This window comes from Cupriavidus sp. IK-TO18, from assembly GCF_015549295.1.
GTDB lineage: Bacteria > Pseudomonadota > Gammaproteobacteria > Burkholderiales > Burkholderiaceae > Cupriavidus > Cupriavidus oxalaticus_A.
Genome location: NZ_JADGMP010000002.1, coordinates 17,583 through 40,599, shown reverse-complemented (window position 1 = coordinate 40,599; position 23,017 = coordinate 17,583). Strand labels below are relative to the sequence as shown.

Genomic DNA, 23,017 nt, shown 5'->3' with positions numbered 1-23,017 from the left:
CTCAAGGTGTCGCTCAAGGTGTCGCTCAAGCGGTCGCTCAAGTGGTCGCTCAAGTGTCGCTCAATCCGCTCGCGGCGCGCCGCATTTGCTGCGATCATGCCCGCACCTGAGACATTGCGGAAGGCTGAAAATGGACATGCGATTGACGACCCTGGATGAAGACGGCTGGGAGCTGGATGACGGCGAGCCCATTGCCGCCGCCCATCCCGACACGTTCTGGATTCCGTCCCGTGAGGAACGCGACGCGCTGGTGCCGGGCCAGCAGGTCAAGCTGATCTTCCGCATCCTGGTGGCGGACGAAGACGGCGGCGAAGAGGTCCATGTCGAGCGGATGTGGGTGATTGTGACCGGGCGCGAGGGCAGCCTCTATACCGGCGAACTGGACAACCAGCCGTATTGCACCGACGAGATGGCGCCGGGCATGCCGCTGTGCTTCGAGGCGCGGCATGTGATCAATATTTACCGGGAAGGGGCCGAGGAGAACTGAGCGATCCGCGCCGCAGCGGGCGTCAGAAGCTCGCCGCCAGGCCCAGTGAAACCCCCGACACATTGTTGCCGAACACATAGCGCACCACCGCCCGTATCCGCGTGACAAAGACCTCGTGCGCACTGGTATCCAGCTCCAGCCCGGTGCCAACCGTGGTCAGGTAATTGAAGCCGAGAATGCCTGCCTGGCTGCCGAAATAGTGCGAATGTGATAACTCAAGCACATAGCGCAGGGGCCGGTCCAGCGCGCGCAGGCCTGTCGGTGCCCGCCAGCGCGCCCACAGGTTGGCGGTCTGCGCCGTCGCCGAACCGGTCACCGCGCTTGAGGAGCCGCCGAAGCTCTGCAAATGGATGCTGGTGTAGCGCAGTTCGACGTCGACTTCATAGTTCTCGCGATAGTGCTCCCAGTCCAGCATCAGCGAGCCGCCCAGGCCGTACGCGTTCAGGCTGCCGCCATCGAGGAATTCGATCTGCCGGTCGGTGGCCTGCTCAACCGCGAACTTGCCGATCGACAGGTCGCTCGAGACATTGCCCAGAGAAAAATTGAAGATCGGCCGGATCACCAGTTCCTTGTTGGCGGTGATCGGGAAATCCCAGCCGATGCCGATGGTGCCCGAGAACGTGTTCCACCGGGTCGGGATGGAGCGCGATTCGGTGCCGTTGCTGGCAACAAAGGTGGGGTCGTAGCGGCTGTACGCGATCGCGCCTTCCAGGTAGAGCGGGAATGACTTGCTGATGGTGAAGCCGCCGCCGAGCTGCGACATGACGACGCCGGGGTCGTCGGTGCTGGCGTTGTTGATCGATAGCGAGCTGGAAGTCAGGTCGGGCACCACGGAATATGCCATCAGCGACAGCACCGCGTTGGCGTGCCGCTGCACGTTGGCACCGACCAGTTGCAGCCCGTTGCCGGCGGCCTGGCCGTGCGCGGTCCCCGCGGCCAGCAAGCCGAGCGCAGCCGCCGCGGCGCGCCAGCGGCAAGCGCGGCGCCGGCTGGCGCGAAACCGGTCAGTCGGCAGGCGTACGGACATGGGTATTTCCCCTTGCACACGGCTCACGCGGCGCCGCGTGGCGGCAGCCGTCCGACGCATTCTAGCCACGCGGGCAAGCGTGCGAACGGTGCGCAAAAGTTTTCAGATCGGTTTGCCGAGGCTTTGAATCGGGCGCGGAAGCGGCCAGGCCAGTATCAGGCCGCTGTATGGCGGCGTGGTGTCTGCTGCGCGCACGCATCGCCCGGATCGCACTTTTCTGCCGCAGCGGATGCCGCAGGCGGTGGCGGCCGGTGACGGCCCAGCCACAGCATCAGCGCGCTGCCGGCCCAGCCGGCAACAAACACCGTATCGCCCGCCTGGTTCAGCCACTCGCCGGCATCCGGCTGGCCGGCGAGCGACCACAGCCACTGCGCCGGCAGCCTGGCCGCGATCCACAGCGCGACCGCCGGCGCGCTGCCGTAGACGCCCGGCTGCCACCAATGGGTGGGAAGGGGAAGGCGCCAGCCGGGGCGGCGCAGCGGGTTCGGTACCACGATGTCTCCGGCCACCCGGCACGCTTGGCGTGCTGGCGGCGTCATGCGTTGGCCGAGGGCTTGCCCGGGTACGGCACTTGCCCTCGGCTGCATCATAGGGTGCAGTGCGCGGCGGCGTCCCGGCACGCCTGCGGCGGTGTGTGGCCCAGCCCACGTGGCGCGCGCCGGTTCAGTTTTTTTGCATGAAAGATGCGCAAAAGCGGGGCGTGCCAGGGGCCGATCTTTGCCAAACTCAATAGCAAGCACACAGATCAATGAGCAGAACAATGAGACCCGACGCCATGCTTCCCGCACTGTTTATCTCGCACGGTTCGCCCATGCTCGCCGTCGACCCCGGTCCCACCGGTGCGGCCTTCGATGCACTTGGCGAGCGCCTGCGGGCGCTGCCGCCACGCGCGGTGCTGGTGGTATCGGCGCACTGGATCTACAGCACGCTGGCGGTGAGCAGCCGCGAGCGCCAGGAAGCCTGGCACGACTTCGGCGGCTTCCCGCGCGACCTGTACGCGCTGCGCTACGATGCCCCGGGCTCGCCGGCGCTGGCCGCGCGCGTCAAGGCGCTGGTCGAGGCCGCGGCCATTCCCGGCGCCGGGTTTGTCGGCGAGGACGACGAACGGCCGCTCGACCACGGCGCCTGGATGCCGATGCGGCACTTTTTCCCGGACGCCGACGTACCGGTGGTGCAACTGGCGCTGAATCCTTACCTGCCGCCCGCCCTCCAGATCGAGATCGGCCGTGCGCTGGCGCCGCTGCGCGAGGAAGGCGTGCTGGTGCTGGCTTCGGGCAGCTTTACGCACAACCTGCAGGAAGTGTTCGGCAGCGGCGGCCGCCTTGAACAGCACGGGCCGCAGGCCGAGCCCTATGTCGAGGCCTTCCGCGGCTGGATGGGCGACGCGCTGGACGAGGCGCTGGCCACCGGCGACACCGGCCGCATTGCCAACTACCGCGCCGAGGCCCCGTACGCCCGCCGCGCGCACCCGACCGACGAGCACCTGCTGCCGTTCTACGTGGCGCTGGGCGCGGCGCTGGGGCCGCGGAGCGCAGCGGCGGGTACGCCGCCGGCCAGCGTGGCCCGGGTGGCAGACGAGGTTACCTACGGCGTGCTGGCGATGGACAGCTTTGTGTTCGAGGGGATCGGCGCCGGCACGCCGCTGCGCGCGGCCGCCTGAGCTGGCTTCAGCCGCGGCTCAGCGGCCATCCTTGCGCGGCGGCAGGTAGCGCCGCGCCGAGCGCGCGCCCGCCAGCGCGATCCAGCCCATGGTGAGCGCCACCACGGCCAGCCCCATGCGCAGGTCGGCCAGGTGCGCCACGCCGCCGATCAGCACCATGCAGCGCCGACATCACCAGGCGCGGGCGGCTGGCCTCCACCGTGGCGGCTTGCGCGTTCATGGCCACGTCGAAGCCGGCATTGGCCATGCCGAACGCCACCAGCGCGGGCAGCAGCCACCAGAACGAAGGCATGGCCAGGATCGCCACCGTGGCCAGCGGACATCGTGATGCGGGGGGGGGGGGGCGCGGCCGGCGCGTCGGCCCGGCCGCAAAAGCCCCTATTGTCGTGCATCCGCGCGACCGGGGCATGGCAGCGCTACGGCGCGGCACCCGCCACGCGCAACAGGCCGCGCCGGTGCAGTGCGTAGCCGAACGCCAGCAGCGCGCCCAGCGCCAGCGCCAGCATGACCCACAGCATCAGCCAGTAGCCGCCCGCGGCCCGCCATAGCAGCGCGCCCAGCCACGGCGCGGCGGCCTGCATCAGCAGCACCGGCGTCATCATCAGGCCGTTCAGCGTGGCGTAGTGGTGGCGCGAGATCAGCTCGGGCATGGCCATCGCGCGCAGCATCGTGTTGACGCCGTTGGCGCAGCCATACAGCACCGCGGCCACCATCAGCCAGGCGCCGTGGCCCAGCGCGAAGCAAAGCAGTCCAGCGCTCATCAGCAGATAGACCGGCAGCGACAGCCGCACCGGGTGGCGCACTGCCGCGCGCATCATCAGCATGCGGCCCGCAACCTGCGCCGGGCCGATCAGCGCCGCCACCACCAGTTGCTGCGACACCGGCAGGCCCTTCTCGGTCAGCATCGGGATCAGGTGCGCGCCCAGCAGCGAGGCCACCACTGCGGTCGCGGTGAAGGCCAGCACCACGGCCCAGAACACCGGCTGGCGCAGCGTGGTGCGCGCGATGCCGGTGCTGCCCGCGTCGGCGCCTGCGGTCGGCGTGCCGCTGTAGGTGGGATGCATGGCGTAGCGCATGCGCGCGTGCAGCGGCGCGCAGACCAGCAGGTTAAGCACTGCAAAGCCGACCAGCGTGGGCCGCCAGCCGGCATGCAGCACTAGCCATTGCGCCAGCGGCACGAAGATCGTGCTGGCAAAGCCGGCCATCAGCGTGACGATCATGATCGGCTTCTGGTACTGGTCGCCATAGGCCTGGCGCAGCACCACGAAGGCCGGCTCGTACAGCGTGGTGGCCATGGCCAGCCCGATCGGCACCCACATCAGCAGGAACATCGCGGGGAAGGGCGACCACGCCCACAGCAGCAGCCCCAGGCCGGCCAGCACCGAACCGGCGCCCATCACCCTGCGCGCGGGTGCGCGGTCCAGCAGCCGGCCCACCGCGAACGAGCACATCGCCCACACCAGCAGCCCCAGCGAATAGCCGCCTGCGAGGAATGGCCTGGACCAGCCCGTGCTGCGGATCATCGGCTCGATGAAGACGGTGAAGGCAAAAAACAGCGTGCCCCAGGAGATGGTCTCGGTCAGGCCGAGGATCCAGACCAGCCGGCGTGGCGGCGTGGCCGGCTGCGCGGGGCCGGCGCGTGCCGGGCTGGCGTCTGCGGGAGAATCGGTACTGGCGGCGTCCGTGTCGGAGCTGGCTTCTAGCGATGTCATGGCGGGCCCCGGCGAGGGGTGACGCCATGGCTGGCGGCGCGCGGGACCAGCGGGAAATTGTAGCGATCCTGCGCGCACCCCGCGCATCGGCACGACCTTTGCGGCGCTTTACTGTGCGGTCACCGGCGCAGGCGGACCCTTCAGTTCCACCACGTTGCCGTCCGGGTCGCTGACATAGAGCGACGGGCCCTTGCCTTCGGCCCCGAAGCGCTGCGCGACCTCGCTGGCCTCTACGCCGTGCCCGGACAGCCACGCGCGCAGCGCGGGCTCGTCAAACGGCTCGATGCGCAGGCAGAAATGGTCGAGGTTGCGGCCCTCGGCGCCAGGGCCCGCGCCGCCGGCACGGCCCAGCGGGCCGTCCAGCGAGACCAGGTCGATCAGCGCGCTGCCCGCGCGCAGCTGCGTCAGGCCGAAGTCGGGCTGCTCGCGTTCGACGCTGCAGCCCAGCACGTCGACATAGAACCGGCGCAGCGCGTCGACATCGGCGGTGCGCAGCACCAGGTGGTCGAGATCGAGGATGCGGAACATGGCGGGCATCAGTGGTGCAGGCCGTCGTAGTCGATGACCTTCAGACTGCCCAGGTCGACATTGTCCAGGCAGCGCACGTTCACCGCCGCCATCGGCTTGCCGTCCTTGTCCTGGCCATCGGCATAAGGGCCGCAGCCGCACACCGGGCAGAAGCGGTGCGCGATCTTCATGGTGTTGAAGCGGTACGTCGACGCATTGCTCTCCGGCGTATCCAGCTTGAAGGTGGCGCGTGGCACGAACCACAACAGGTGGCCGCGCCGCCGGCAGATCGAGCAATTGCAGCGGATCACGCTCGGGATGCTTTCGGCCTCGACCTCGAAAGCAATGTTGCCGCAGTGGCAGCTTCCGTGGAACGTCATGTCGTCTCCTTGTACGTCAGTCTGTTGCTGCTGGGAACCGGTGGTGCGCCGCAATATGCCGGCACATTGTTAGCTTTTTGACAGTGTAGCGCCGCTGCGGGTGCCACAATGCCGGCACAACATGACGAGCGGATGTGCGGCCCTCGCACACCCTCCCCACAAAAGGAGACCAGCATGAGCGACACCCACGCGCCCGCGCGCGCGAGCTTCAGCCATATGGAACACGGCACCCGCGAGGACTGGGCCGCGATTTCCGCCGAGTTCATGCCGTATGCGCGGGCGCTGCCCGACCGCGTGCTGGCGCACCTGCGGCTGCTCGATGGCGATTGCGGCGGCTTCCCGGTGGACCGGCTCACGCATTCGCTGCAGACCGCGACGCTGGCGCACCGGGACGGGCAGGATGAGGAATACGTGGTCTGCGCGCTGCTCCACGATATCGGCGATACGCTCGGCAGCTTCAACCATCCCGATATCGCGGCGGCGATCCTGAAGCCCTTTGTCAGCGCAGAGAACCTGTGGATGGTGGAAAAGCATGGCGTGTTCCAGGGCTATTACTTCTTCCATCACCTCGGGCTCGACCGCAACCTGCGCGAGCAGTATCGCAACCAGCCGGAGCTGTTCGAGCGCACTGCCGAGTTCTGCCGCAAGTACGATGCGGCGGCGTTCATGACGGATTACGACACGCTGCCGTTGTCGTTCTTCGAGCCGATGGTGCGTCGGGTGTTGTCGCAGCCGAAAAACTCGATGTATGTGAAGCCGGGGGAAAAGGAGCTGGCGCGGCCGTAGGGCACATTGCGCCTCGTTGACCGATCGTATTTTCCTCTCCCCTCACGGGGAGAGGGGACGAACAGCGCGGAGATTTAAAGGCTCTTGCCTTACGCTGCCCGCTGCGCCGTTTCCGGATGCCTGAACTGCTCCAGCAGTTTTTGCCAGCGCCCACGCACCGCCTTCAGGTTGTTTTCCTTCACGTGCCCGAAGCCCCGGATATCATCCGGCAGGTTGGCCAGCGTCACCGCGGTGTCATAGTTGGCGGCATTCAGTCCCGCCACCAGCTCATCCAGCAAGGCACGGTATTCGCCGATCAGCGCGCGCTCGGTACGGCGTTCCCCGGTCTTGCCAAAGACATCGAACATGCCGCCGCGCAGGCCCTTCATCTTCGCCAGCACGCGGAACAGCGTCATCGTCGACGGACCGAATCTGCGCTTGACCAGATGACCTTTGTCGTCGCGCTTGGCCGTCGTCGGCGGCGCCAGCCAGAAGTTGAGCTGGTAGTCCTTGCCCGGTTCGCCTTCGAACTGCGCGCGCAGCTTGTCGAGGAAGACGGGATCGGTATAGAGCCGCGCCACCTCGTACTCGTCCTTGTACGCCATCAGCTTGGCCAGGTTGCGCGCCGCGGCCTCGGTCAGCGGCAGCGGCTTGCCGCCGCCTGCCAGCGCGCTTTCGGCCGCGCGCACGCGGTCGATGGCTTCGCGGTAGGTGCGCGCGTAGGCGGCGTCCTGGTAGGCCGTCAGGTGTTCCATGCGGCGCGCGACCAGCTTCTCCAGCATCGCCCCGGTCGAGCTTGGCAGCTTGACCACTTCCGCGCCTTCGGCAGTGTTCTGCAGCTTGCCGGTCAGCGACAGCACGTGCTCCGGGTCGTGCGCCATATGGCGGCCCCAGTCGAACGCGGCCTTGTTCTTCTCGACGGCCACGCCGTTGAGTTCGATCGCGCGCTCCAGTGCCTGCAGCGTCAGCGGGATCCAGCCCTTTTGCCACGCGTAGCCGAGCACCAGCGGGTTGGTGTAGATGGCATCGCCCAGCAGCGCCACGGCCAGGCCGCTGGCGTTGATGAAGTCGCACTTCTCGCCGACGGCGTTGCGCACGTCCTGTTCGGCCGACACGCCCGGGAACTGCCACTTGGGGTTCTTGATGAACTCGGCGGTGGGCGTCTGCGCGGTATTGACCACGGCGCGCGTGCGGCCTGCCTGGGTCTTGGAGATGACTTCGTCGGTGGCCGAAACGATGGCATCGCAGCCGATCACCAGGTCGGCTTCTCCCATCGCGATGCGCGTCGCGTGCAGGTCATCGGGGCGCGCGGCCAGCTGCACGTGCGATAGCACCGCGCCGCCTTTCTGCGCCAGGCCCGCCATGTCGAGCACGGTCACGCCCTTGTTTTCCAGGTGCGCCGCCATCCCCAGCAGGCCGCCGATGGTCACCACGCCGGTACCGCCCACGCCCGTCACCAGGATGCCGTAGGCACGGCGGATCGGCGGCAGCTCCGGCGCAGGCAGCGCGGGCAGGCTCTCCATCGACACGCCATGCTGCTCGGGCTTGCGCACCTGCGCGCCTTCGGCCGAGACAAAGCTCGGGCAGAAGCCGTTCAGGCACGAGAAGTCCTTGTTGCACGACGACTGGTTGATCTGGCGCTTGGTGCCGAAATCCGTCTCCAGCGGCTCCACTGACAGGCAGTTCGACTTGACCGAGCAATCGCCGCAGCCTTCGCACACCGCGTCATTGATGAAGACGCGGCGTGCCGGGTCTTCCATCGTGCCGCGCTTGCGGCGGCGGCGCTTTTCGGTGGCGCAGGTCTGGTCGTAGATCAGGATGGTGCAGCCCGGCACTTCGCGCAGCTCGCGCTGCACGCTGTCGAGCTGGTCACGGTGATGGATGTCGATGCCCTGGGGCAGCTTGATCGCCGCGTTGTACTTCTCCGGCTGGTCGCTGACGATGACGATCTTCTTCGCGCCCTCGCTGTGCACCTGCCAGGCGATGTCCTGCACCGACAGCTGGCCGTCCACCGGCTGGCCGCCGGTCATCGCCACCGCGTCGTTGTACAGGATCTTGTAGGTGATGTTGACGCCCGCGGCGATCGACGCGCGGATCGCCAGCAGCCCGGAATGGAAGTAGGTGCCGTCGCCCAGGTTGGCGAACACATGCTTGTCGCCCGCGAACGGCGCCTGGCCGATCCACGCCACGCCTTCGCCGCCCATCTGGCTGAAGGTGCTGGTATTGCGGTCCATCCACACCGTCATGTAGTGGCAGCCGATGCCGGCCAGCGCGCGCGAGCCCTCCGGCACGTTGGTGGAGGTGTTGTGCGGGCAGCCCGAGCAGAACCACGGCTTGCGTTCCGCCGTCACGCGCGGGGTAGCCAACGCCTTTTCCTTGGCCTCGATGATGGCCAGCCGCGCGGTGATGCGCGCGCGCACGTCCATCGGCAGCTCGAACTTGTCCAGCCGCGTGGCGATGGCCTTGGCGATGATCGCGGGCGACAGTTCATAGTGCGCCGGCAGCAGCCAGTTGCTTTGCGGGATCGACCATTCGCCGCCGGCGTTGTCCTTCTCGTCGAACTTGCCGTAGACCCTGGGGCGCACGTCGTCGCGCCAGTTGTACAGCTCTTCCTTGAGCGCGTACTCCATGATCTGGCGCTTTTCTTCGACCACCAGGATTTCCTGCAGGCCCTCGGCAAACGCGCGCGCGCCATGCGCTTCCAGCGGCCAGACGCAGCCGACCTTGTACAGGCGGATGCCGATCTGCGCGCAGGTGGCATCGTCCAGCCCCAGGTCGGCCAGCGCCTGGCGCGTATCCAGGTAGGCCTTGCCGCCGGTCATGATGCCGAAGCGCGCGTGCGGCGAATCGATCTCGATGCGGTCCAGCTTGTTGGCCCGCACATAGGCCAGGCCCGCGTACCACTTGTAGTCGAGCAGGCGCGCTTCCTGTTCCAGCGGCGGATCGGGCCAGCGGATATTCAGGCCGCCCGGCGGCATGATGAAGTCGTCCGGCAGCGCGATCTGCACGCGGTGCGGGTCCAGCTCCACCGAGGCCGACGATTCCACCACGTCGGTCACGCACTTCATCGCCACCCACAGGCCGGAATAGCGGCTCATGGCCCAGCCGTGCAGGCCGTAGTCGAGATATTCCTGCACGTTAGACGGATACAGCACCGGCAGGCCGCAGGCCTTGAAGATGTGCTCGGACTGGTGCGCCAGTGTCGACGACTTGGCCGAATGGTCGTCACCCGCCAGCACCAGCACGCCGCCGTGCTTCGACGAGCCGGCCGAGTTGGCGTGCTTGAACACGTCGCCGGTGCGGTCCACGCCCGGCCCCTTGCCGTACCACATGCCGAATACGCCATCGAATTTGGCGTCGGGGTACATATTGACCTGCTGCGAGCCCCACACCGAGGTCGCGGCGAGATCCTCGTTCAGCCCCGCCTGGAACACGATGTTGTGCGCGGCCAGGTGCTTCTTGGCCTTCCATAGCGACTGGTCCAGCGCGCCCAGCGGCGACCCCCGGTAGCCGGAGATAAAACCGGCGGTGTTCAGCCCGGCGGCGCGATCGCGCTCCTGCTGCAGCATGGGCAGGCGTACCAGCGCCTGCGTGCCGCTGATGTAGATGCGGCCACGCTCCAGCGTGTATTTGTCGTCGAGGGAAACATTAGCGAGCGCGCGGTGGATGGCGTCGCTGACCGGCGGGGTCAGGGGGGCATTCATAGGTGCTCCTCTATGGGGCGTGTTGTCGGGATCACCGACACCTGCAGTTGTGGGCAGTCGCCTCGCGGCCTCTTGTGGAAGCGTTGGGCGGCTGTGTCTCTGCGCGGCATGGTAGCACCGCCGTGCGGTCGGCGGTACCTTGCAGCGCAGCACGAAACGTGCCCATGGCAACGGTGATTTCCCGTATGGACGGGGCTTCGCGTGTACACTGCGTTGCATCGAGAACGCCGGCGATGCCGCCCGCGATCCTCGACGCACCACATCTGCCGCGCCAGCCTGGTGCAACCTGATTTTCGATTGCCCGTCTCATGCACGGGCAAACCAGCGAATACCCGAACATGACCAATTCCCCCCGCCAGGGCACCGCGACCCTGGCCGTGCTGATCGACGCCGACAACGCGGCGCCCGCCATCGTCGAAGGCCTGCTGGCCGAAGTCGCCAAGTACGGCGTCGCGGCCGTCAAACGCATCTACGGCGACTGGACCCGTCCCAACCTGGCCGGCTGGAAAGAGCGGCTGCTGTCGCATTCGATCCAGCCGATCCAGCAGTTCCGCTACACCGTCGGCAAGAACGCCACCGACAGCGCCATGATCATCGACGCCATGGACCTGCTGTACACCGGGCGTTTCGACGGCTTCTGCATCGTCTCCAGCGACAGCGACTTCACCCGGCTGGCCTCGCGCATCCGCGAGCAGGGGCTGATCGTCTACGGCTTCGGCGAGCGCAAGACGCCCAAGCCCTTTGTCACCGCCTGCGACAAGTTCATCTACTCCGACGTGCTGCGCGCCGAAGCCGATACCGAAGGTGCTGACGAAGCCGCCGCGCCGACGCGCAAGCGCAGCACCGGCGAACTGCGCCAGGATTCGCGCCTGGTGCGCCTGCTGCAGAGCGCGGCGCAGGCCGTGTCCGACGAGGACGGCTGGCTGACGCTGGGCAGCATGGGCAACCACATCGCCAAGCAGGCGCCGGAATTCGACTCGCGCAACTATGGCTACGGCAAGCTCTCGGAGCTGGTGGCGGCCACTGGCCTGTTCGAGGTGGAAACGCGCAACGGCGGCAACAACAAGACCATCTGGATCCGGCTGAAGAAGCGCGGCAGGGGCGGCGGCGAGCAGCAACAGCGGCCGTCGCAGCAGCAACCCGCGCCTCAGCCCGAAGCGGCGCGCCGCAATCCCATCCCGGCGCCGGTGGAAAGCCCCGAGCCGGCCCCGGAACCGGCGGCTGTCCAGCCGGCATTCCTGGCCGACGACGCGCCCCCGTTCGTTGCTGCGGATGTCGTGCAGCCCGAGCCGGAACCGGTGCCACCGCTCGAAGCCGCGCCCCAGCCCGATCCCGAGCCCAAGCCCGATGCGGAACCCAAGTCGCGCAGCCGCAAACGCCCGGCGCGCCGTCCGGAAGTGACGCTCAACGAGACGCCGTGGCCGATCGACCAGTCGGTGTTTGCGGCGCCGGGAGCGACGGTGTTGACGGCGACGGTGGGGACGGAGCCGGACGTGGCGGCGGAACAGGAAGGAGTCGTCGAAGTGGTAGCCGAGGCGGTGGCCGAAGCGGCAGCTGCACCGGCGCCGGCACGGAAGCCGCGCAAGCGGCCTAGCAAGAAGACTGCACAAGCCGCGGAGTAACTGAGCGCGGCGGTTTGCTCCCCTCTCCCGCTTCGCAGGGTAGGGGAGCCTGTGCGAGCGGCGTCAGGCAAACAGACGCCACTGCCATATCCCACTTACCGCACCAGCTGATTGATCTCGATAATCGGCATCAACACCGCCAGCACGATCAACAGCACCACCACCCCCATCGTCAGGATCAGCAGCGGCTCCAGCAGGCTGGTCAGGAACAGCGTGCGCCGTTCCAGTTCCTGCGCCTCGCCCTGCGCAGCGCGGTCCAGCATTACCGGCAGATTGCCGGTCGCCTCGCCTGACCGGATCAAATGCACCAGCACCGGCGGAAACTGGTTCTGCGCCGCCAGCGCGCGCGCCAGCGACGCCCCTTCACGCACGCGCGTATTGGCATCCTCCACATTGGCACGCAGCGCCTCGTTGGTCAGTGTCTCGCCGGCCGCCTGCAGGCTGCGCAGGATCGGCACGCCCGCCGACACCAGGATCGCCAGCGTGCCGGCAAAGCGTGCGGTGTTATAGCCGCGGATCAGCTTGCCGAACAGGGGCGCGGTCAGCAGCCACCGGTGCCATTCCAGCCGCACCGCCGGCTGCTTCAGCAGGCTGCGGATCGCCAGCGCAACCACGGCGATGAACGCCAGCGCGGCCCACCACCAGTTGCGCACGAAATCCGACAGCCACAGCATGATGATGGTGAGCGTCGGCAGCTTCTGCTTGGTGTTCGCAAACACGCTCACCACCTGCGGCACCACGTATGACAGCAGGAAGATCACGATCGCGAATGCGACCACCGTGACGATAGCCGGATAGGTGAACGCGAGCCGGATCTTCGACGTCAGCGTATTGCGCGACTCGATATATCCCGCCAGCCGTTCCAGCACCAGCCCGAGATGGCCCGAATGCTCGCCAGCCGAAACCAGCGCGCGGTAGATATCCGGAAAGTCGCGCGGATGCTGCGCCAGCGCCACCGACAGCGAGCTGCCGCCCATCACCTCGGCGCGGATGCCGGCCAGCAGTTCGTGCACATACGGCCGTTCGGCCTGGTCGGCCAGCGCGCCGAGCGCTTCGTCCAGCGGCAGGCCGGCCACGATCAGGCTGGCGAGCTGGCGCGTGAACAACGCCTGCTCCTGCGTCGACAGCTTGCGCGCGAACAGCTGGCTGCCGCTGCGCGGGGCCAGCCCGGCACCGGCCAGCGCATCGACGGTCAGCGGCGTCAGCCCGCGCGCGCGCAGTTGCGAGCGCGCCTGGCGCGGGCTGTCGGCCTCGATGACGCCGCGGTCGGTCTTGCCGGCGGCGTCGGCGGCTTCGTAGCGGAAGGCTGGCATCCGGTGTCTGCTCCGCCTCAGTCGCGCGTCACGCGCAACACTTCCTCAAGCGAGGTCGCGCCGCTGTCGATCCAGCGCTGCGCGTCGCTGCGCATGGTGTGCATGCCATGCGCCAGCGCTACCTGCTTGATCTCCGATTCCGGCGCCTGCCGGTGGATCATGGTGCGGATCTCGTCGCCGACGGTCAGCAGCTCGTAGACGCCCATGCGCCCCTGGTAACCCGACTGTCCGCACTTGTCGCAGCCGACCGGATGCCACACATGCTGCAGCGGCTTGCCCTGCGCCTGCAGCGCTTCGGCATCGGCAGCGGCTACTCCCTCGGGCAGCTCGATCACTTCCTCGCGCTTGCAGTGCGGGCACAGGCGCCGTACCAGCCGCTGCGCCAGCACGCCCAGCAGCGACGACGAGAGCAGGAACGGCTCGATCCCCATGTCGACCAGCCGCGTCACCGCCGAGGCCGAGTCGTTGGTGTGCAGCGTCGCCAGAACCAGGTGGCCGGTCAGCGAGGCCTGCACCGCGATCTGCGCGGTCTCCAGGTCGCGGATCTCGCCGATCATCACCACGTCCGGGTCCTGGCGCAGGATCGCGCGCAGGGCCTTGCCGAAGGTCATGTCGATACGCGCATTGACCTGGGTCTGGCCGATGCCGTCGAGGTCGTACTCGACCGGGTCTTCCACCGTCATGATGTTGGTGGTGCGCGCATCCAGCCGCGACAGCGCGGCATACAGCGTGGTGGTCTTGCCCGAGCCGGTCGGCCCGGTCACCAGCACGATGCCGTGCGGCTGCCGGATCAGGTGGTCGAAGCCGCGCAGCGTGTCGGGCGCCATGCCCAGCCTGGCCAGGTCGAGCCGGCCCGCTTCCTTGTCGAGCAGGCGCAGCACCGCGCGCTCGCCGTGGCCGGTGGGCAGCGTCGACACGCGCACGTCCACCGGCCGCCCGCCCACGCGCAACGTGATGCGGCCGTCCTGCGGCAGGCGCTTCTCGGCGATATCGAGCTGCGCCATGATCTTGATGCGCGAGATCAGCGCGCCGTGCAGCGCCTTCTTCGGCCGCACCACGTCGCGCAGCGTGCCGTCCACGCGGAAGCGCACCACCGACGACGACTCGAACGGCTCGATGTGGATATCCGATGCGCCTTCGCGCGCCGCCTGCGTCAGCAGCGCGTTGATCATGCGGATGATCGGCGCGTCGTCCTCGGACTCGAGCAGGTCTTCCACGGCGGGAATGTCCTGCATCAGGCGCGACAGGTCGACCTCGCCCTCGACTTCGCCCACCACCTGCGCGGCGCTGCCGTCCTGGCGGTTATAGGCATCGGACATGGCGCGCTCGAGCGCCTCGGGCTCCAGCACGCGCAGCCGCAGCGCGCCGTGCACCCGGGCGATTTCCGCCAGGGCGGTCGGGGAGGTGGCGCGGCTGACCCATACCTCCAGTCCGTCGGGGCGCTGGTGCGCGATCAGCAGCGGCGCTTCGCGCGCAAAGCCGTACGGAACCAGCCGCGCCGCCATCGGCGAGGGCGGTTCGAGCGTATCGAGGGGAGGGGTCTGGACTTCGCTCGCCATGGCAGGCCTCAGTTCTGGACAGCGCCCGGCGTGGCGGCTTCGCCGCGCTGGCTCAGCGGCTGCTGCAAGGCCGCGGGCGGCGGCACCGCTTGCGGCTGTGCCGGCACGCCGGGCTGCTGCGGATTCTGCGGCAGTGTCTGCGGCAGAGGCAGCGGCGCCGGCACCGGGCCGTTTGCGCGCGGATCGACGAACGGCGTGGTCGGCGCGTCGGCCGGCGGCAGCAGCGGCGTGTTGGTGTCGCGCACCATGATGTTAGGCGATACAAAGCCCTGCTGCTGCGCGCGCATGTAGTCGTAGCGGTCCGCGGTCAGGCGGTCGGCTGCGCCCGTCGTGCGCATCACATACGGGCGCAGGAACACCAGCAGGTTGGTCTTGGAGCGGTTCTTGTTCTCGTAGCGGAACAGCCCGCCGATCAGCGGGATGTCGCCCAGCAGCGGCACCTTCTGCACGCCGTCGCCATACGAATCCTCGATCAGGCCGCCGAGCACGATGATCTGGCCGTCGTCGACCAGCACATTGGTTTCGATCGAGCGCACATTGGTGGTCGGGCCCTGCACCTGCGTCAGCGTGCCAGCCACCACCGACGACGACTCCTGGAAGATCTGCATCTTGACCAGCCCGCCGTCGGTGATCTGCGGCTTCACGCGCAGCGTGATGCCCACGTCCTTGCGGTCGAAAGTCTGGAACGGCGTCACCGAGGCCGCGCCGCCGGTCTGCGCATACGAGCCGGTGGTGATCGGGATGTTCTGGCCGATCAGGATCTTGGCTTCCTCGTTCTCCAGCGTGATCAGGTTCGGCGTGGACAGCAGGTTGACGCTGCCATTGGTGCCGAGCGCGCGCAGCAGCGCGCCCAGCCCCATCGCCTTGTTGACGATGCCCAGGTTCAGGCCGCCCACGTCCGGCACCAGCTGCTGCGCCGCGGCGATGCCGGCGGTGCGGTTGCTGTCGAACAGCGCACCGGCCAGGGTCAGGTTCAGGATGTTCTGCCCGCCGGTACCGAAGTTGGTGCCGGCAAAGACGTTGTTGTTGCCGCTCGAGGAACTGATCAGGCCCTGCCACTGGATGCCGAGCTCGCTCGCCTGCGTCGCAGTGACCTCAACGATCATTGACTCGATGTAGACCTGCGCGCGGCGCGCGTCGAGGTCGTCGATCACCCCGCGCAGGTTGCGGTAGACCGGCTCGCTGGCGGTGATGATCAGCGAGTTGGTCGACGGATCGGCCTGGATGATGCCGCCGGTGGTCGGTTGCGTACTGGTGCCAAACGACGCGGCAAAGGCCGAGTTGCCATAAGCGCCGCCGCCCGTGCCCGACGTGCCGCCGCGCATGCCGGTCTGCGTGCCGGTGGTGCCGCCGGTGAACTGGCCGCCGGCCGGCGTCGAGACATTGGTCAGGCCGCCCCCGCCGGCGATGCCGCCCGCAGCACCGGCGCCACCGGGCTGGGTCGCGGAGGCAAAGCTGCTGTCGGCCGCGACGATGGCGCGCAGCGTGGCGGCCAGCTTGACCGCATCGGCATTGCGCAGCGGCACCACCCAGATATTGCCGGGGCGGGCGTAGGGCTGGTCGAGCTTCTCGATCAGCTGGCGCGCCTGCTGCAGCCGCGCGCGGCTGGAGGCGCGGATCATCAGCGCGTTGCTGCGCGGCTCGGCCACCACGGAGGTGCGCAGCGTGGCGTCGACGCCTGGCGCGCCGCCACCGCCGGCCGCACCCGCGGCGCCGGGGTCGAGCAGCTTCTGCAGCACCTGCGCGGTGTCGCTGGCCAGCGCATGGCGCAGCGGTACCAGTTCGACCTCGCCCGAAGCGGGCGCGTCGATCGCGGCGATGATGCGCGCCAGCCGGCGCAGGTTGTCGGCGTAGTCGGTGATGACCAGCGTGTTGTTGGCCGGATAGGCGGTGATGGTGTTGTTGGGCGCGATCATCGGCCGCAGCACCGGCACCAGGTTGTTGGCCGACTCGTAGTTGAGCCGGAACACCTGCGTCACCACCTGGTCGCCGCGGCTCGGCGCCGCGCCGATCACCGTGGGCGAGCCCTGCAGCTTGGCGTCCGCTTCGGGCACGACCTTGGTGAAGCCGTTGCTCTCGACCATCGCATAGCCCTGCATGCGCAGCACCGAGCCCAGGGTCTGCAACGCCTGCGCGCGCGACACCGGCTGCTCGGTGACCAGGTTCACCGTGCCCTTCACGCGCGGGTCGATCACGAAGTTCTTGCCGGTGGCCTGCCCGACCGCCTTGATCACCGAGTCCAGGTCGGCATTGACGAAGTTGAGCACCACCTGATCGCGGTTGGCCGGCGTGACATCGGGCGGCGCCGGCGGCGTGCCCTGGGTGCGTGCGCCCGGCGCACCGGGCTGGGCCCACAGCGGCGCGGGCACCAGCAGCGAGAGCCCGCACAGCAGGGCCACGGCGCGGGCGCAGGCGGTCTGGAAAACAGGTCGGGTGGCATGGGTTGTCATAGTCATTTCCGTACGCTCCTGGCGCTGCCTGGCATCAGAAGCGCAGCCTTGTCACGTTGTTGTCTCGTCGTCCCAGCAGGCTCAGCAAGCTGGTCAGTTGCGTTTCCGCATCGGGCTCGGCATGCGCGGTGCCCTCGAAGCGCGCCTGCCGGCCAAGCGTGCCGCTGCCCTCCAGGTACAGCGGCCCGGCGATAGTACTCAGTTGCAGCTTGCCGCCGCCGGCGCCGCTCCAGTCGATCTCGGCGCGGTAGCTGCCCAGCGGGCGCAGCCGGCTGACCGCGGACGACACCTGCTCGATGCGCAGCGTGACATGGCCGCGCATGCCATTGCCATTTCCGCTGCCATTTCCGGCGTTATTTCCGCCACCTTTCTGGCCGGAAAAGCTGCCTTGCAGCGTCGACCAGTCCGCGCGCATCAGGCCATCCGGGCGCAGCGTATTGAACGGCGCGCCGATGCCTTCCAGCAGCGATGCCGGCAGCCGCATCGCGCCGGACTGCACGGTCCAGCCGCCCGGCGTCGCGGTGATCGTCACCGGCGCGGCCATGGCTTCGGTGTGCGTCACCACCGCGCGCGCGGTGCCGGCCAGCAGCGGCCAGAAGGCCAGCGTCCACTGCAGCCTGCCCGGCAGCACCGTGGCGGTCTGGCTGCCGGCGCCGGCCGACAGCGCCAGCGTGGCGCTGCCGCGCCACAGCGAGCCGCTGGCATCGGCCAGCAGCACCCGTCCCTGCGTCTGCGTGGCCACGCGCTCGGCGATCCACGTGGCCGGCAACATCGCCACCACCGTTGCCGCGGCGCTGGCCAGTCCCAGCGCGAGCCAGCGCAGGCCCCGCCATGCACCCGGCTGGCGCAGCTTGCGGCGCGGCAGCCGCAGCGTTTCCAGCCGTACCATCAGCTGCGGCCGCCCGGACCCTGCAGGGTCGCGCTGACATTGACCAGCGCCGTGGCGCCGACATAGACGATGCGGGCGTCGATCACTTTCATGCGCTGCTGCTGGCGCACGTCCTGCAGCCAGCTGCTGAACGCGCCGAAGGGCACCTTGTCGAGCTGCACCTGGACATTGTTGTCGGCGCCGGCGGCAAGCCGGGCCGCCTTCAGGCCATGCTGGCCCAGGCTGTCCTGCAGCGCCTGCGTCAGCGCGTCGCCGCGCAGCGCCGGTGCCGGCGTGGCCTTGAGGCCGCGCGCTTCCTGCGCCAGCGTTTCCATTTCGGCCAGGTCGGCGCGCATCTGCGGCAGGTTGCGCGCCAGGCGCTGGCGGCCTTCGGCGGCCGGCTCCCACAGCAGCGTGTAGCCGATCACCAGCACCATCACCGCGGCGCCGCCGGCCAGGATGGCCTGCTCGCGCGGGTTGCGCGCCGCCCAGAACGCGTTGAAGCGATCCTGCCAGGCTTGCGGCACGCGCGGACGCAGCCGCGCCAGGCGCGCGCGCAGGGCGGTAGTGCTTGCGGACCGGGCGGGGCGGGACGTGTGGTTTCGGGCGGAGTCTTTCATGGCATCCATGCGTATCGTGCTGCCGCGCTCACAGGCCCGGCCTGACGGTCCAGCGCGAGCCCGGCGTCACCGGCGTGGCGCCGCCCGTCGCGCCGCCCGCCGCACTGCCTGGTGCGCTACCTGCGCCGCCTGCCGCGCCACCGGTCTTGTCCTCTTCCATCTGCAGGCCGGCCTGGCGCGCGGCATTGCGCAGGCCGGCAATGTCCGTGCCCGGCTTGAGCGTCACCACCAGCATGCGGCCGCGGTATTCCAGCGCCTGCAGCGCATCCGGCGGCAGCCGGTGCGCGGCCTGGGCAAAGCGGTCGGCCAGCGGCAGGAAGTCTTCCGGCGTGCTGCGGCCGCTGGCGATGCGCAGCTGCTCGACCTGGCGCCGCATCTGCAGCGGCGCGTCCAGGATGGCCTGGGTCTGCGGGAAGGCGCTGCGCAAGGTCTGCTGCTGCGCGGCTTCCACGCGCTGCTGCTCGTTGCGCAGCAGCAGCCAGTGGATGTTCATGCCCAGCACCTGCACCAGGACGATGCCGGCCAGCAGCGCCAGCGGCACCCGCCATGCAGCCAGGTTCCAGCGGTCGGCGCGGCCTTGCGCGAACTCGAACTGCGCCAGGTCCAGTGCCGGATCGCGCAGGCACGCCTGCGCGCCCTCGATCCACAGCGGCCAGCCGGCGCGGGCGGCGCCGCGCAATGCGGGAACCGGCGCCGCGGCGGCGGCATCGGCGTCGGCGTACCAGTTGCCTTCGGGCGCCAGCGCCTGCCAGGCCGCGAGGGCGTCGTCGCCCAGCAGCAGGCCGTAGCCGGCGTGTGCGCCGGTGCGCACCGTCAGCTGCCACCGGCTGGCCAGTGCAGGGCCGGGCTCGGCGCCGCCGAGGGTGGCGCTGTCGAGCAGTTCGCCGCCGTCAGCCAGAGCGCTGGCGGCTGCCTCGACCACCAGCGTGGCCGGCTCGTCCGGTGCGGTGTTCTCCGCCGGCCGCAGTGTGGGCTCGGCACCGGGCGCCTCGGCGGCGGCAACCTCCGCCGCTGCCAGCGGCACGCACAACTGCGCCGGCAACACATGGCGGCGGCGATGGCGGTGTTCGGCAAAGGCGTCGAGCACGGCCCGCAGCCAGGCGCGGTCGGCCACCATCAGCAGCCGCCGGCGTGGGCCGCGAATTGCGGCGCTGCCGTCGAGCGAGGGCCCCACGCCGATATGGCAGGGCTGGGCGTCGGTGGCGAGCGCGTCTTCGATCAGGTTGGGCAGCGCCTGCTTCAAACGCGCCGGCGGCAGCGGCGGCACGCTAGCGGTGGTCAGCAGTACGTCGCTGGCCGCCAGGATCAGCACCAGGCGTTCGGCGGCGGGCAGGTCGGCGATGCGGGTGTGGCCTTCACGCAACACTTCAAAGGCCGTGCTGCCGGCCGCGCGCCGTGCGGCGTCGGTGCCGGTGCGCACCAGCGCGAACGGCAGGGCGCCGAACTGCCAGGGTTGCGGCTGATCGTGCGGCCGGTGCGGCAGGCGGACATAGAGGGTGGTGCTCAATTTTTCCTTAACGTGGCGTCAGTGGCGCCAATGGCGGGACGTGGGGGAAAAACCCGGGAAGGCGCATTGCCGCGTGGCGCCTCGCTCGCGCCAGCGTCGCAGCATACCTTGCCTGTGTGACTAAACCGCGTCAATACCGTTCCTCCCCGGTTGCCAATGCCTGCAAGCCGCGCCGACCGTGGATGCTCGGTACGCCTTGTATCAGACATTCAGCGCAGGTCCGGCAGCCGGTCGGCGTCCTGTATCCAGACCACCCGTGTCGTATTGGTGGCACCCAGCGGCTCGCCGCGGTAGATCAGCGAGACCTGCAGCCGGCTGGCGCGTTCGTGGCGAACCAGTCCGTAGACCAGGAAATAGTGCGAGCGTACGTCGATCATATTGGCCAGGCTGGCGCTGTCGGCCTGGGGCGCGACCGCGGCCAGCTGGGTCTGCACGTTGCCGACGTTGTTGAAGTAGGCGCGGTCGCGCTGGCGTACCAGTTCGCGGGCGCGTTCCAGCGGCAGCTTGTCGATCACGGCGGCCAGCACCTCGGCCTCGGCGGTATTGGCGTTGACCAGGGTGCGCTCGGGCAGCACGGTGACGAATGGCTCCAGCACGGCGATCATTTCCGGCGTATAGCCGGGCAGGGACAGCAGCCCCTGCACGCTGTCGAGCGGGCGCGGCGCCGCGCGGCCGCCGTCGCTGCCGCCTTGCGCCGCCTGCAGCATGGCGCGCGCGGTAGACTCGGCCAGTTGCGGGTTCAGGCCCACGGTCTGCAGCAAACGGCGGTAGGCGGCCTGGGCAGCGGGATCGACCGAAGCGGCGCGCCCCTGGCCGCCGGCGGTGGCGGTCCAGATCACCAGGTTGGCGAGATTGAAGCGCGCCTGCGCATCGAGAATGCGGCCGGACAGGAACGAGGTCTCGCCGGCCACGTCGGTGCGCAGCGAGGCCCCAAGGAAATCCGACAGCCGGGTTTCGGCGATCGGCACCGCCCAGGGCTCGCCGAGCTGGTCGACGTTGGTGCGGCGCTGGTCGTCACGCAGGATCAGCCGCGCCCAGTCGACCGCGGCGCGCTCGATCCAGGTCGCCTGCGCCAGCAGCCGCTGGTTCTCGATCGCACGGATCTGCACCTGCTGGCGCCACAGCATGCCGGACACCACCACCACGGCCAGCGTCACTATCAGCAGCGCGGTGACCACGGCGGCGCCGCGGGCGCGGCGCCTAGCGAAGGCCGGGCGGGAGCGGACGGGGGCGCGCCTCATAGCCCGGTCATGCAGATCTTCTGGAACTGCCGCGGCGCATCGCCGTCGCCCATGCGCGCGAACACGGTCAGTTCGACCGCGCGCACCGCGGTGTTGGGCAGCGCCGTGCCGACGTCCGAGGCGGCCACAGCACTGGCGGCATTGCCGGAGAACAGCACGTTGCGGATGCGCCCGGTATCGGCCTGCCAGCCGGCAGGCTCCACCCAGGCGCGCACGCTCATGCCGGCGACGTCGGGCAGCACGCGCCGCACCTGCGCCGCATTGTTGCCGCCCTGGCGCAGCGACAGCAGCGCCGACTGTAGCCCGGCCCGGTCCGCCACCGGCGGCGCGGCCACCCGCACCAGCGTATTGCCGTCGATCTGGTACGACAGCACCTGCCACGCCGGCGGCTGCCCCTCGTCGCGGCGGTCGCGCACCAGCAGCAGCCGGTCCTGGCCGACCTCGACCGGGCTGCCCTGCAGCAGCGCGGGGCTGGCCAGGTGCTCGCAGTCGGCCTGGAACTGCCCGTAGAGAATCTTCAACGCATCCAGGCGCGCATCGTGGTCGGTCAGGCGCTCGCGGCTGCGCGTCAGGCTGTCGAGCGCGCGCCAGCCGATCACCGCCATCACCGCCAGCAGCGTGATCGCGACCAGCATCTCCAGCAGCGTGAAGCCGCGGGTGCGCCGGCCTGGGCGTTGACGCTCAGAGCACGTTGCGGGCTTCATTGGGAACGATGGTGACCAGCCACGCCAGCCGCACTGACTTGTCGGTGGCGGACGGGTAGACCGCGATCTCGACGCGGCGGAAAACCGGATTGGGCGTGCCCGACACCGACTGCTCGCAGTACAGCGGGGTGCCGCCTTGCGGGCAGGCATAACCGCTGACGCCGGGCTCGGGCCAGGTCTTTGAAAGGCGCAGCGCGGCCAGGTGGTTCTCGGCGCTCCATTCGGCCAGCATGCGGGTCTGCAGCGCCGCGCCGGCATCGAGCATCGAGCCCATGGCGCGCATGGCCGCGGTGAGCGCGACCGCCAGGATGGTCAGCGCGACCAGCACCTCGATCAGCGTGAAGCCGGCGCGGCGGCGGCCATGCAAGGGGATGCGGGTCATGGCGTGCTGGCGAAGTAACGGCCGCTGCCGTCGCCGGCAACGTCCACGCGGATATCGCCGCGCACCAGCACCAGCCGCTGCGGCATATCGATCAGCTCGCGCCCGAATACCAGCCGCAGCGGGCCGCCGGTGCCGGTGGGCCGGCCGCCTTCGGCAACCACTACCTGGTCCAGCGCCAGCCGCCAGCGGCCCGGCGCGAACACGTCGGTACGCATGGGGATCCAGCCGTACGGGGTCGCTTCCAGGAAGCGCCAGCCGCCGGCGTCGCCTTCCCAGGCGATCGGGCGGGCGCCGAGCTGTGCCTCTTCCTGCGCCAGCTCGAACAGCCGCGCGATGCGCTGGCCGTCATCCAGCACGCGGCCGCGCTCGTTGGGCGAGGCGTTGATCGCCACCAGCGAAATCACGATGCCGGCGATCACCATGACCACCAGCAGCTCGAGCAGGGTAAAGCCCCGGCGCCGCAAGGGCGCGCTGTGGCGCGGCGCCGTGGTCATGGTCAGGGGATGCGG

21 protein-coding genes and 1 pseudogene are annotated in these 23,017 nt (G+C 69.2%); 4 read left to right on the top strand and 18 right to left on the bottom strand.

Annotation, left to right across the window (positions count from 1 at the left end):
* The first annotated feature begins 130 nt into the window (after positions 1–130).
* Entirely contained in the window at positions 131–487 is a 357-nt protein-coding gene (locus IPF36_RS01510) for a DUF2314 domain-containing protein (RefSeq protein WP_133097755.1), read from the top strand.
* Between the two features lie 22 nt (positions 488–509).
* On the opposite strand, the gene IPF36_RS01505 is transcribed toward IPF36_RS01510, so the two are convergent.
* Together IPF36_RS01505 and IPF36_RS01500 are read right to left on the bottom strand one after the other, a co-directional pair.
* Positions 510–1,514: a hypothetical protein gene (locus IPF36_RS01505; protein WP_243737060.1), complete on the bottom strand. Its 1,005-nt coding sequence runs from the start codon at positions 1,512–1,514 to the stop codon at positions 510–512.
* Between the two features lie 155 nt (positions 1,515–1,669).
* Entirely contained in the window at positions 1,670–2,011 is a 342-nt protein-coding gene (locus IPF36_RS01500; protein WP_133097868.1) for a hypothetical protein, read from the bottom strand.
* Between the two features lie 278 nt (positions 2,012–2,289).
* Between IPF36_RS01500 and IPF36_RS01495 the strand changes: the two genes are divergently transcribed.
* Positions 2,290–3,174 (top strand): class III extradiol ring-cleavage dioxygenase, encoded by an 885-nt coding sequence (locus IPF36_RS01495; protein WP_135706094.1) that lies wholly within the window; start codon positions 2,290–2,292, stop codon positions 3,172–3,174.
* An 18-nt stretch (positions 3,175–3,192) separates the two neighbouring features.
* On the opposite strand, the gene IPF36_RS01490 is transcribed toward IPF36_RS01495, so the two are convergent.
* The 5 genes and pseudogenes from IPF36_RS01490 to IPF36_RS01475 all read right to left on the bottom strand — a co-directional run bounded on the left by IPF36_RS01490 (position 3,193) and on the right by IPF36_RS01475 (position 5,773).
* On the bottom strand, positions 3,193–3,333 hold the full coding sequence (locus tag IPF36_RS01490; protein WP_165971588.1) for a hypothetical protein: 141 nt from the start codon (positions 3,331–3,333) through the stop codon (positions 3,193–3,195).
* Positions 3,329–3,490: pseudogene (locus IPF36_RS34470) on the bottom strand (MFS transporter); the annotation flags it as partial. The gene IPF36_RS01490 and the pseudogene IPF36_RS34470, both read right to left, overlap by 5 nt.
* A 100-nt stretch (positions 3,491–3,590) precedes the next feature.
* A complete protein-coding gene (locus IPF36_RS01485; protein WP_195427153.1) occupies positions 3,591–4,886 on the bottom strand; it encodes an MFS transporter in 1,296 nt (431 codons plus the stop codon).
* A gap of 108 nt (positions 4,887–4,994) precedes the next feature.
* The gene (locus IPF36_RS01480) at positions 4,995–5,414 is read right to left on the bottom strand and encodes a VOC family protein (protein WP_195427210.1); all 420 of its coding nucleotides are present in this window, start codon (positions 5,412–5,414) and stop codon (positions 4,995–4,997) included.
* 8 nt (positions 5,415–5,422) lie between these two features.
* Positions 5,423–5,773 (bottom strand): GFA family protein, encoded by a 351-nt coding sequence (locus IPF36_RS01475; RefSeq protein WP_195427151.1) that lies wholly within the window; start codon positions 5,771–5,773, stop codon positions 5,423–5,425.
* Positions 5,774–5,947: 174 nt separating this feature from the next.
* Between IPF36_RS01475 and IPF36_RS01470 the strand changes: the two genes are divergently transcribed.
* The gene (locus IPF36_RS01470) at positions 5,948–6,559 is read left to right on the top strand and encodes an HD domain-containing protein (RefSeq protein WP_195427149.1); all 612 of its coding nucleotides are present in this window, start codon (positions 5,948–5,950) and stop codon (positions 6,557–6,559) included.
* 89 nt (positions 6,560–6,648) lie between these two features.
* On the opposite strand, the gene IPF36_RS01465 is transcribed toward IPF36_RS01470, so the two are convergent.
* On the bottom strand, positions 6,649–10,242 hold the full coding sequence (locus IPF36_RS01465) for an indolepyruvate ferredoxin oxidoreductase family protein (protein ID WP_135706092.1): 3,594 nt from the start codon (positions 10,240–10,242) through the stop codon (positions 6,649–6,651).
* 338 nt (positions 10,243–10,580) lie between these two features.
* On the opposite strand from IPF36_RS01465, the gene IPF36_RS01460 reads away from it, so the two are divergent.
* Positions 10,581–11,864: an NYN domain-containing protein gene (locus IPF36_RS01460; RefSeq protein ID WP_135706091.1), complete on the top strand. Its 1,284-nt coding sequence runs from the start codon at positions 10,581–10,583 to the stop codon at positions 11,862–11,864.
* 95 nt (positions 11,865–11,959) lie between these two features.
* Here IPF36_RS01460 and gspF read toward each other — a convergent pair whose 3' ends face one another.
* The 10 genes from gspF to IPF36_RS01410 all read right to left on the bottom strand — a co-directional run bounded on the left by gspF (position 11,960) and on the right by IPF36_RS01410 (position 23,002).
* Positions 11,960–13,177 (bottom strand): type II secretion system inner membrane protein GspF, encoded by a 1,218-nt coding sequence (gene gspF, locus IPF36_RS01455; protein ID WP_133097747.1) that lies wholly within the window; start codon positions 13,175–13,177, stop codon positions 11,960–11,962.
* Between the two features lie 17 nt (positions 13,178–13,194).
* Positions 13,195–14,736: a type II secretion system ATPase GspE gene (gene gspE, locus IPF36_RS01450; RefSeq protein ID WP_195427147.1), complete on the bottom strand. Its 1,542-nt coding sequence runs from the start codon at positions 14,734–14,736 to the stop codon at positions 13,195–13,197.
* Positions 14,737–14,744: 8 nt separating this feature from the next.
* The gene (gene gspD, locus IPF36_RS01445; RefSeq protein ID WP_135706325.1) at positions 14,745–17,186 is read right to left on the bottom strand and encodes a type II secretion system secretin GspD; all 2,442 of its coding nucleotides are present in this window, start codon (positions 17,184–17,186) and stop codon (positions 14,745–14,747) included.
* 34 nt (positions 17,187–17,220) lie between these two features.
* Entirely contained in the window at positions 17,221–18,075 is an 855-nt protein-coding gene (gene gspN, locus IPF36_RS01440; protein ID WP_133097745.1) for a type II secretion system protein N, read from the bottom strand.
* Entirely contained in the window at positions 18,075–18,683 is a 609-nt protein-coding gene (locus IPF36_RS01435) for a type II secretion system protein M (RefSeq protein ID WP_133097744.1), read from the bottom strand. The genes gspN and IPF36_RS01435 overlap by 1 nt, the downstream gene beginning before the upstream one ends.
* A gap of 19 nt (positions 18,684–18,702) precedes the next feature.
* A complete protein-coding gene (gene gspL / locus IPF36_RS01430; protein ID WP_195427145.1) occupies positions 18,703–20,181 on the bottom strand; it encodes a type II secretion system protein GspL in 1,479 nt (492 codons plus the stop codon).
* Between the two features lie 209 nt (positions 20,182–20,390).
* Positions 20,391–21,422, bottom strand: coding sequence for a type II secretion system minor pseudopilin GspK (gspK, locus tag IPF36_RS01425; RefSeq protein ID WP_133097742.1), 1,032 nt, complete (start codon positions 21,420–21,422; stop codon positions 20,391–20,393).
* Complete coding sequence (locus IPF36_RS01420) at positions 21,419–22,126, bottom strand: type II secretion system protein J (RefSeq protein ID WP_133097741.1); 708 nt, start codon at positions 22,124–22,126, stop codon at positions 21,419–21,421. The genes gspK and IPF36_RS01420 overlap by 4 nt, the downstream gene beginning before the upstream one ends.
* On the bottom strand, positions 22,104–22,508 hold the full coding sequence (gspI, locus tag IPF36_RS01415) for a type II secretion system minor pseudopilin GspI (RefSeq protein WP_133097740.1): 405 nt from the start codon (positions 22,506–22,508) through the stop codon (positions 22,104–22,106). Before gspI ends, IPF36_RS01420 begins: the two co-directional genes overlap by 23 nt.
* Positions 22,505–23,002, bottom strand: coding sequence for a GspH/FimT family pseudopilin (locus IPF36_RS01410; RefSeq protein WP_133097739.1), 498 nt, complete (start codon positions 23,000–23,002; stop codon positions 22,505–22,507). Before IPF36_RS01410 ends, gspI begins: the two co-directional genes overlap by 4 nt.
* Between the last annotated feature and the right edge of the window lie 15 nt (positions 23,003–23,017).

What these genes read in the sequence shown, in the direction of transcription:
- IPF36_RS01490 (WP_165971588.1), bottom strand. Translation starts at nt 3,333, where the DNA reads ATGGTGCTGATCGGCGGCGTGGCGCACCTGGCCGACCTGCGCATGGGG.
- gspE (WP_195427147.1), bottom strand. Translation starts at nt 14,736, where the DNA reads ATGGCGAGCGAAGTCCAGACCCCTCCCCTCGATACGCTCGAACCGCCC.
- IPF36_RS01510 (WP_133097755.1), top strand. Translation starts at nt 131, where the DNA reads ATGGACATGCGATTGACGACCCTGGATGAAGACGGCTGGGAGCTGGAT.
- gspK (WP_133097742.1), bottom strand. Translation starts at nt 21,422, where the DNA reads ATGAGGCGCGCCCCCGTCCGCTCCCGCCCGGCCTTCGCTAGGCGCCGC.
- gspF (WP_133097747.1), bottom strand. Translation starts at nt 13,177, where the DNA reads ATGCCAGCCTTCCGCTACGAAGCCGCCGACGCCGCCGGCAAGACCGAC.
- IPF36_RS01465 (WP_135706092.1), bottom strand. Translation starts at nt 10,242, where the DNA reads ATGAATGCCCCCCTGACCCCGCCGGTCAGCGACGCCATCCACCGCGCG.
- IPF36_RS01470 (WP_195427149.1), top strand. Translation starts at nt 5,948, where the DNA reads ATGAGCGACACCCACGCGCCCGCGCGCGCGAGCTTCAGCCATATGGAA.
- IPF36_RS01475 (WP_195427151.1), bottom strand. Translation starts at nt 5,773, where the DNA reads ATGACGTTCCACGGAAGCTGCCACTGCGGCAACATTGCTTTCGAGGTC.
- IPF36_RS01495 (WP_135706094.1), top strand. Translation starts at nt 2,290, where the DNA reads ATGCTTCCCGCACTGTTTATCTCGCACGGTTCGCCCATGCTCGCCGTC.
- gspD (WP_135706325.1), bottom strand. Translation starts at nt 17,186, where the DNA reads ATGACAACCCATGCCACCCGACCTGTTTTCCAGACCGCCTGCGCCCGC.
- gspI (WP_133097740.1), bottom strand. Translation starts at nt 22,508, where the DNA reads ATGACCCGCATCCCCTTGCATGGCCGCCGCCGCGCCGGCTTCACGCTG.
- IPF36_RS01420 (WP_133097741.1), bottom strand. Translation starts at nt 22,126, where the DNA reads ATGAAGCCCGCAACGTGCTCTGAGCGTCAACGCCCAGGCCGGCGCACC.
- IPF36_RS01485 (WP_195427153.1), bottom strand. Translation starts at nt 4,886, where the DNA reads ATGACATCGCTAGAAGCCAGCTCCGACACGGACGCCGCCAGTACCGAT.
- IPF36_RS01505 (WP_243737060.1), bottom strand. Translation starts at nt 1,514, where the DNA reads ATGTCCGTACGCCTGCCGACTGACCGGTTTCGCGCCAGCCGGCGCCGC.
- IPF36_RS01435 (WP_133097744.1), bottom strand. Translation starts at nt 18,683, where the DNA reads ATGGATGCCATGAAAGACTCCGCCCGAAACCACACGTCCCGCCCCGCC.
- gspN (WP_133097745.1), bottom strand. Translation starts at nt 18,075, where the DNA reads ATGGTACGGCTGGAAACGCTGCGGCTGCCGCGCCGCAAGCTGCGCCAG.
- IPF36_RS01410 (WP_133097739.1), bottom strand. Translation starts at nt 23,002, where the DNA reads ATGACCACGGCGCCGCGCCACAGCGCGCCCTTGCGGCGCCGGGGCTTT.
- IPF36_RS01480 (WP_195427210.1), bottom strand. Translation starts at nt 5,414, where the DNA reads ATGTTCCGCATCCTCGATCTCGACCACCTGGTGCTGCGCACCGCCGAT.
- IPF36_RS01460 (WP_135706091.1), top strand. Translation starts at nt 10,581, where the DNA reads ATGACCAATTCCCCCCGCCAGGGCACCGCGACCCTGGCCGTGCTGATC.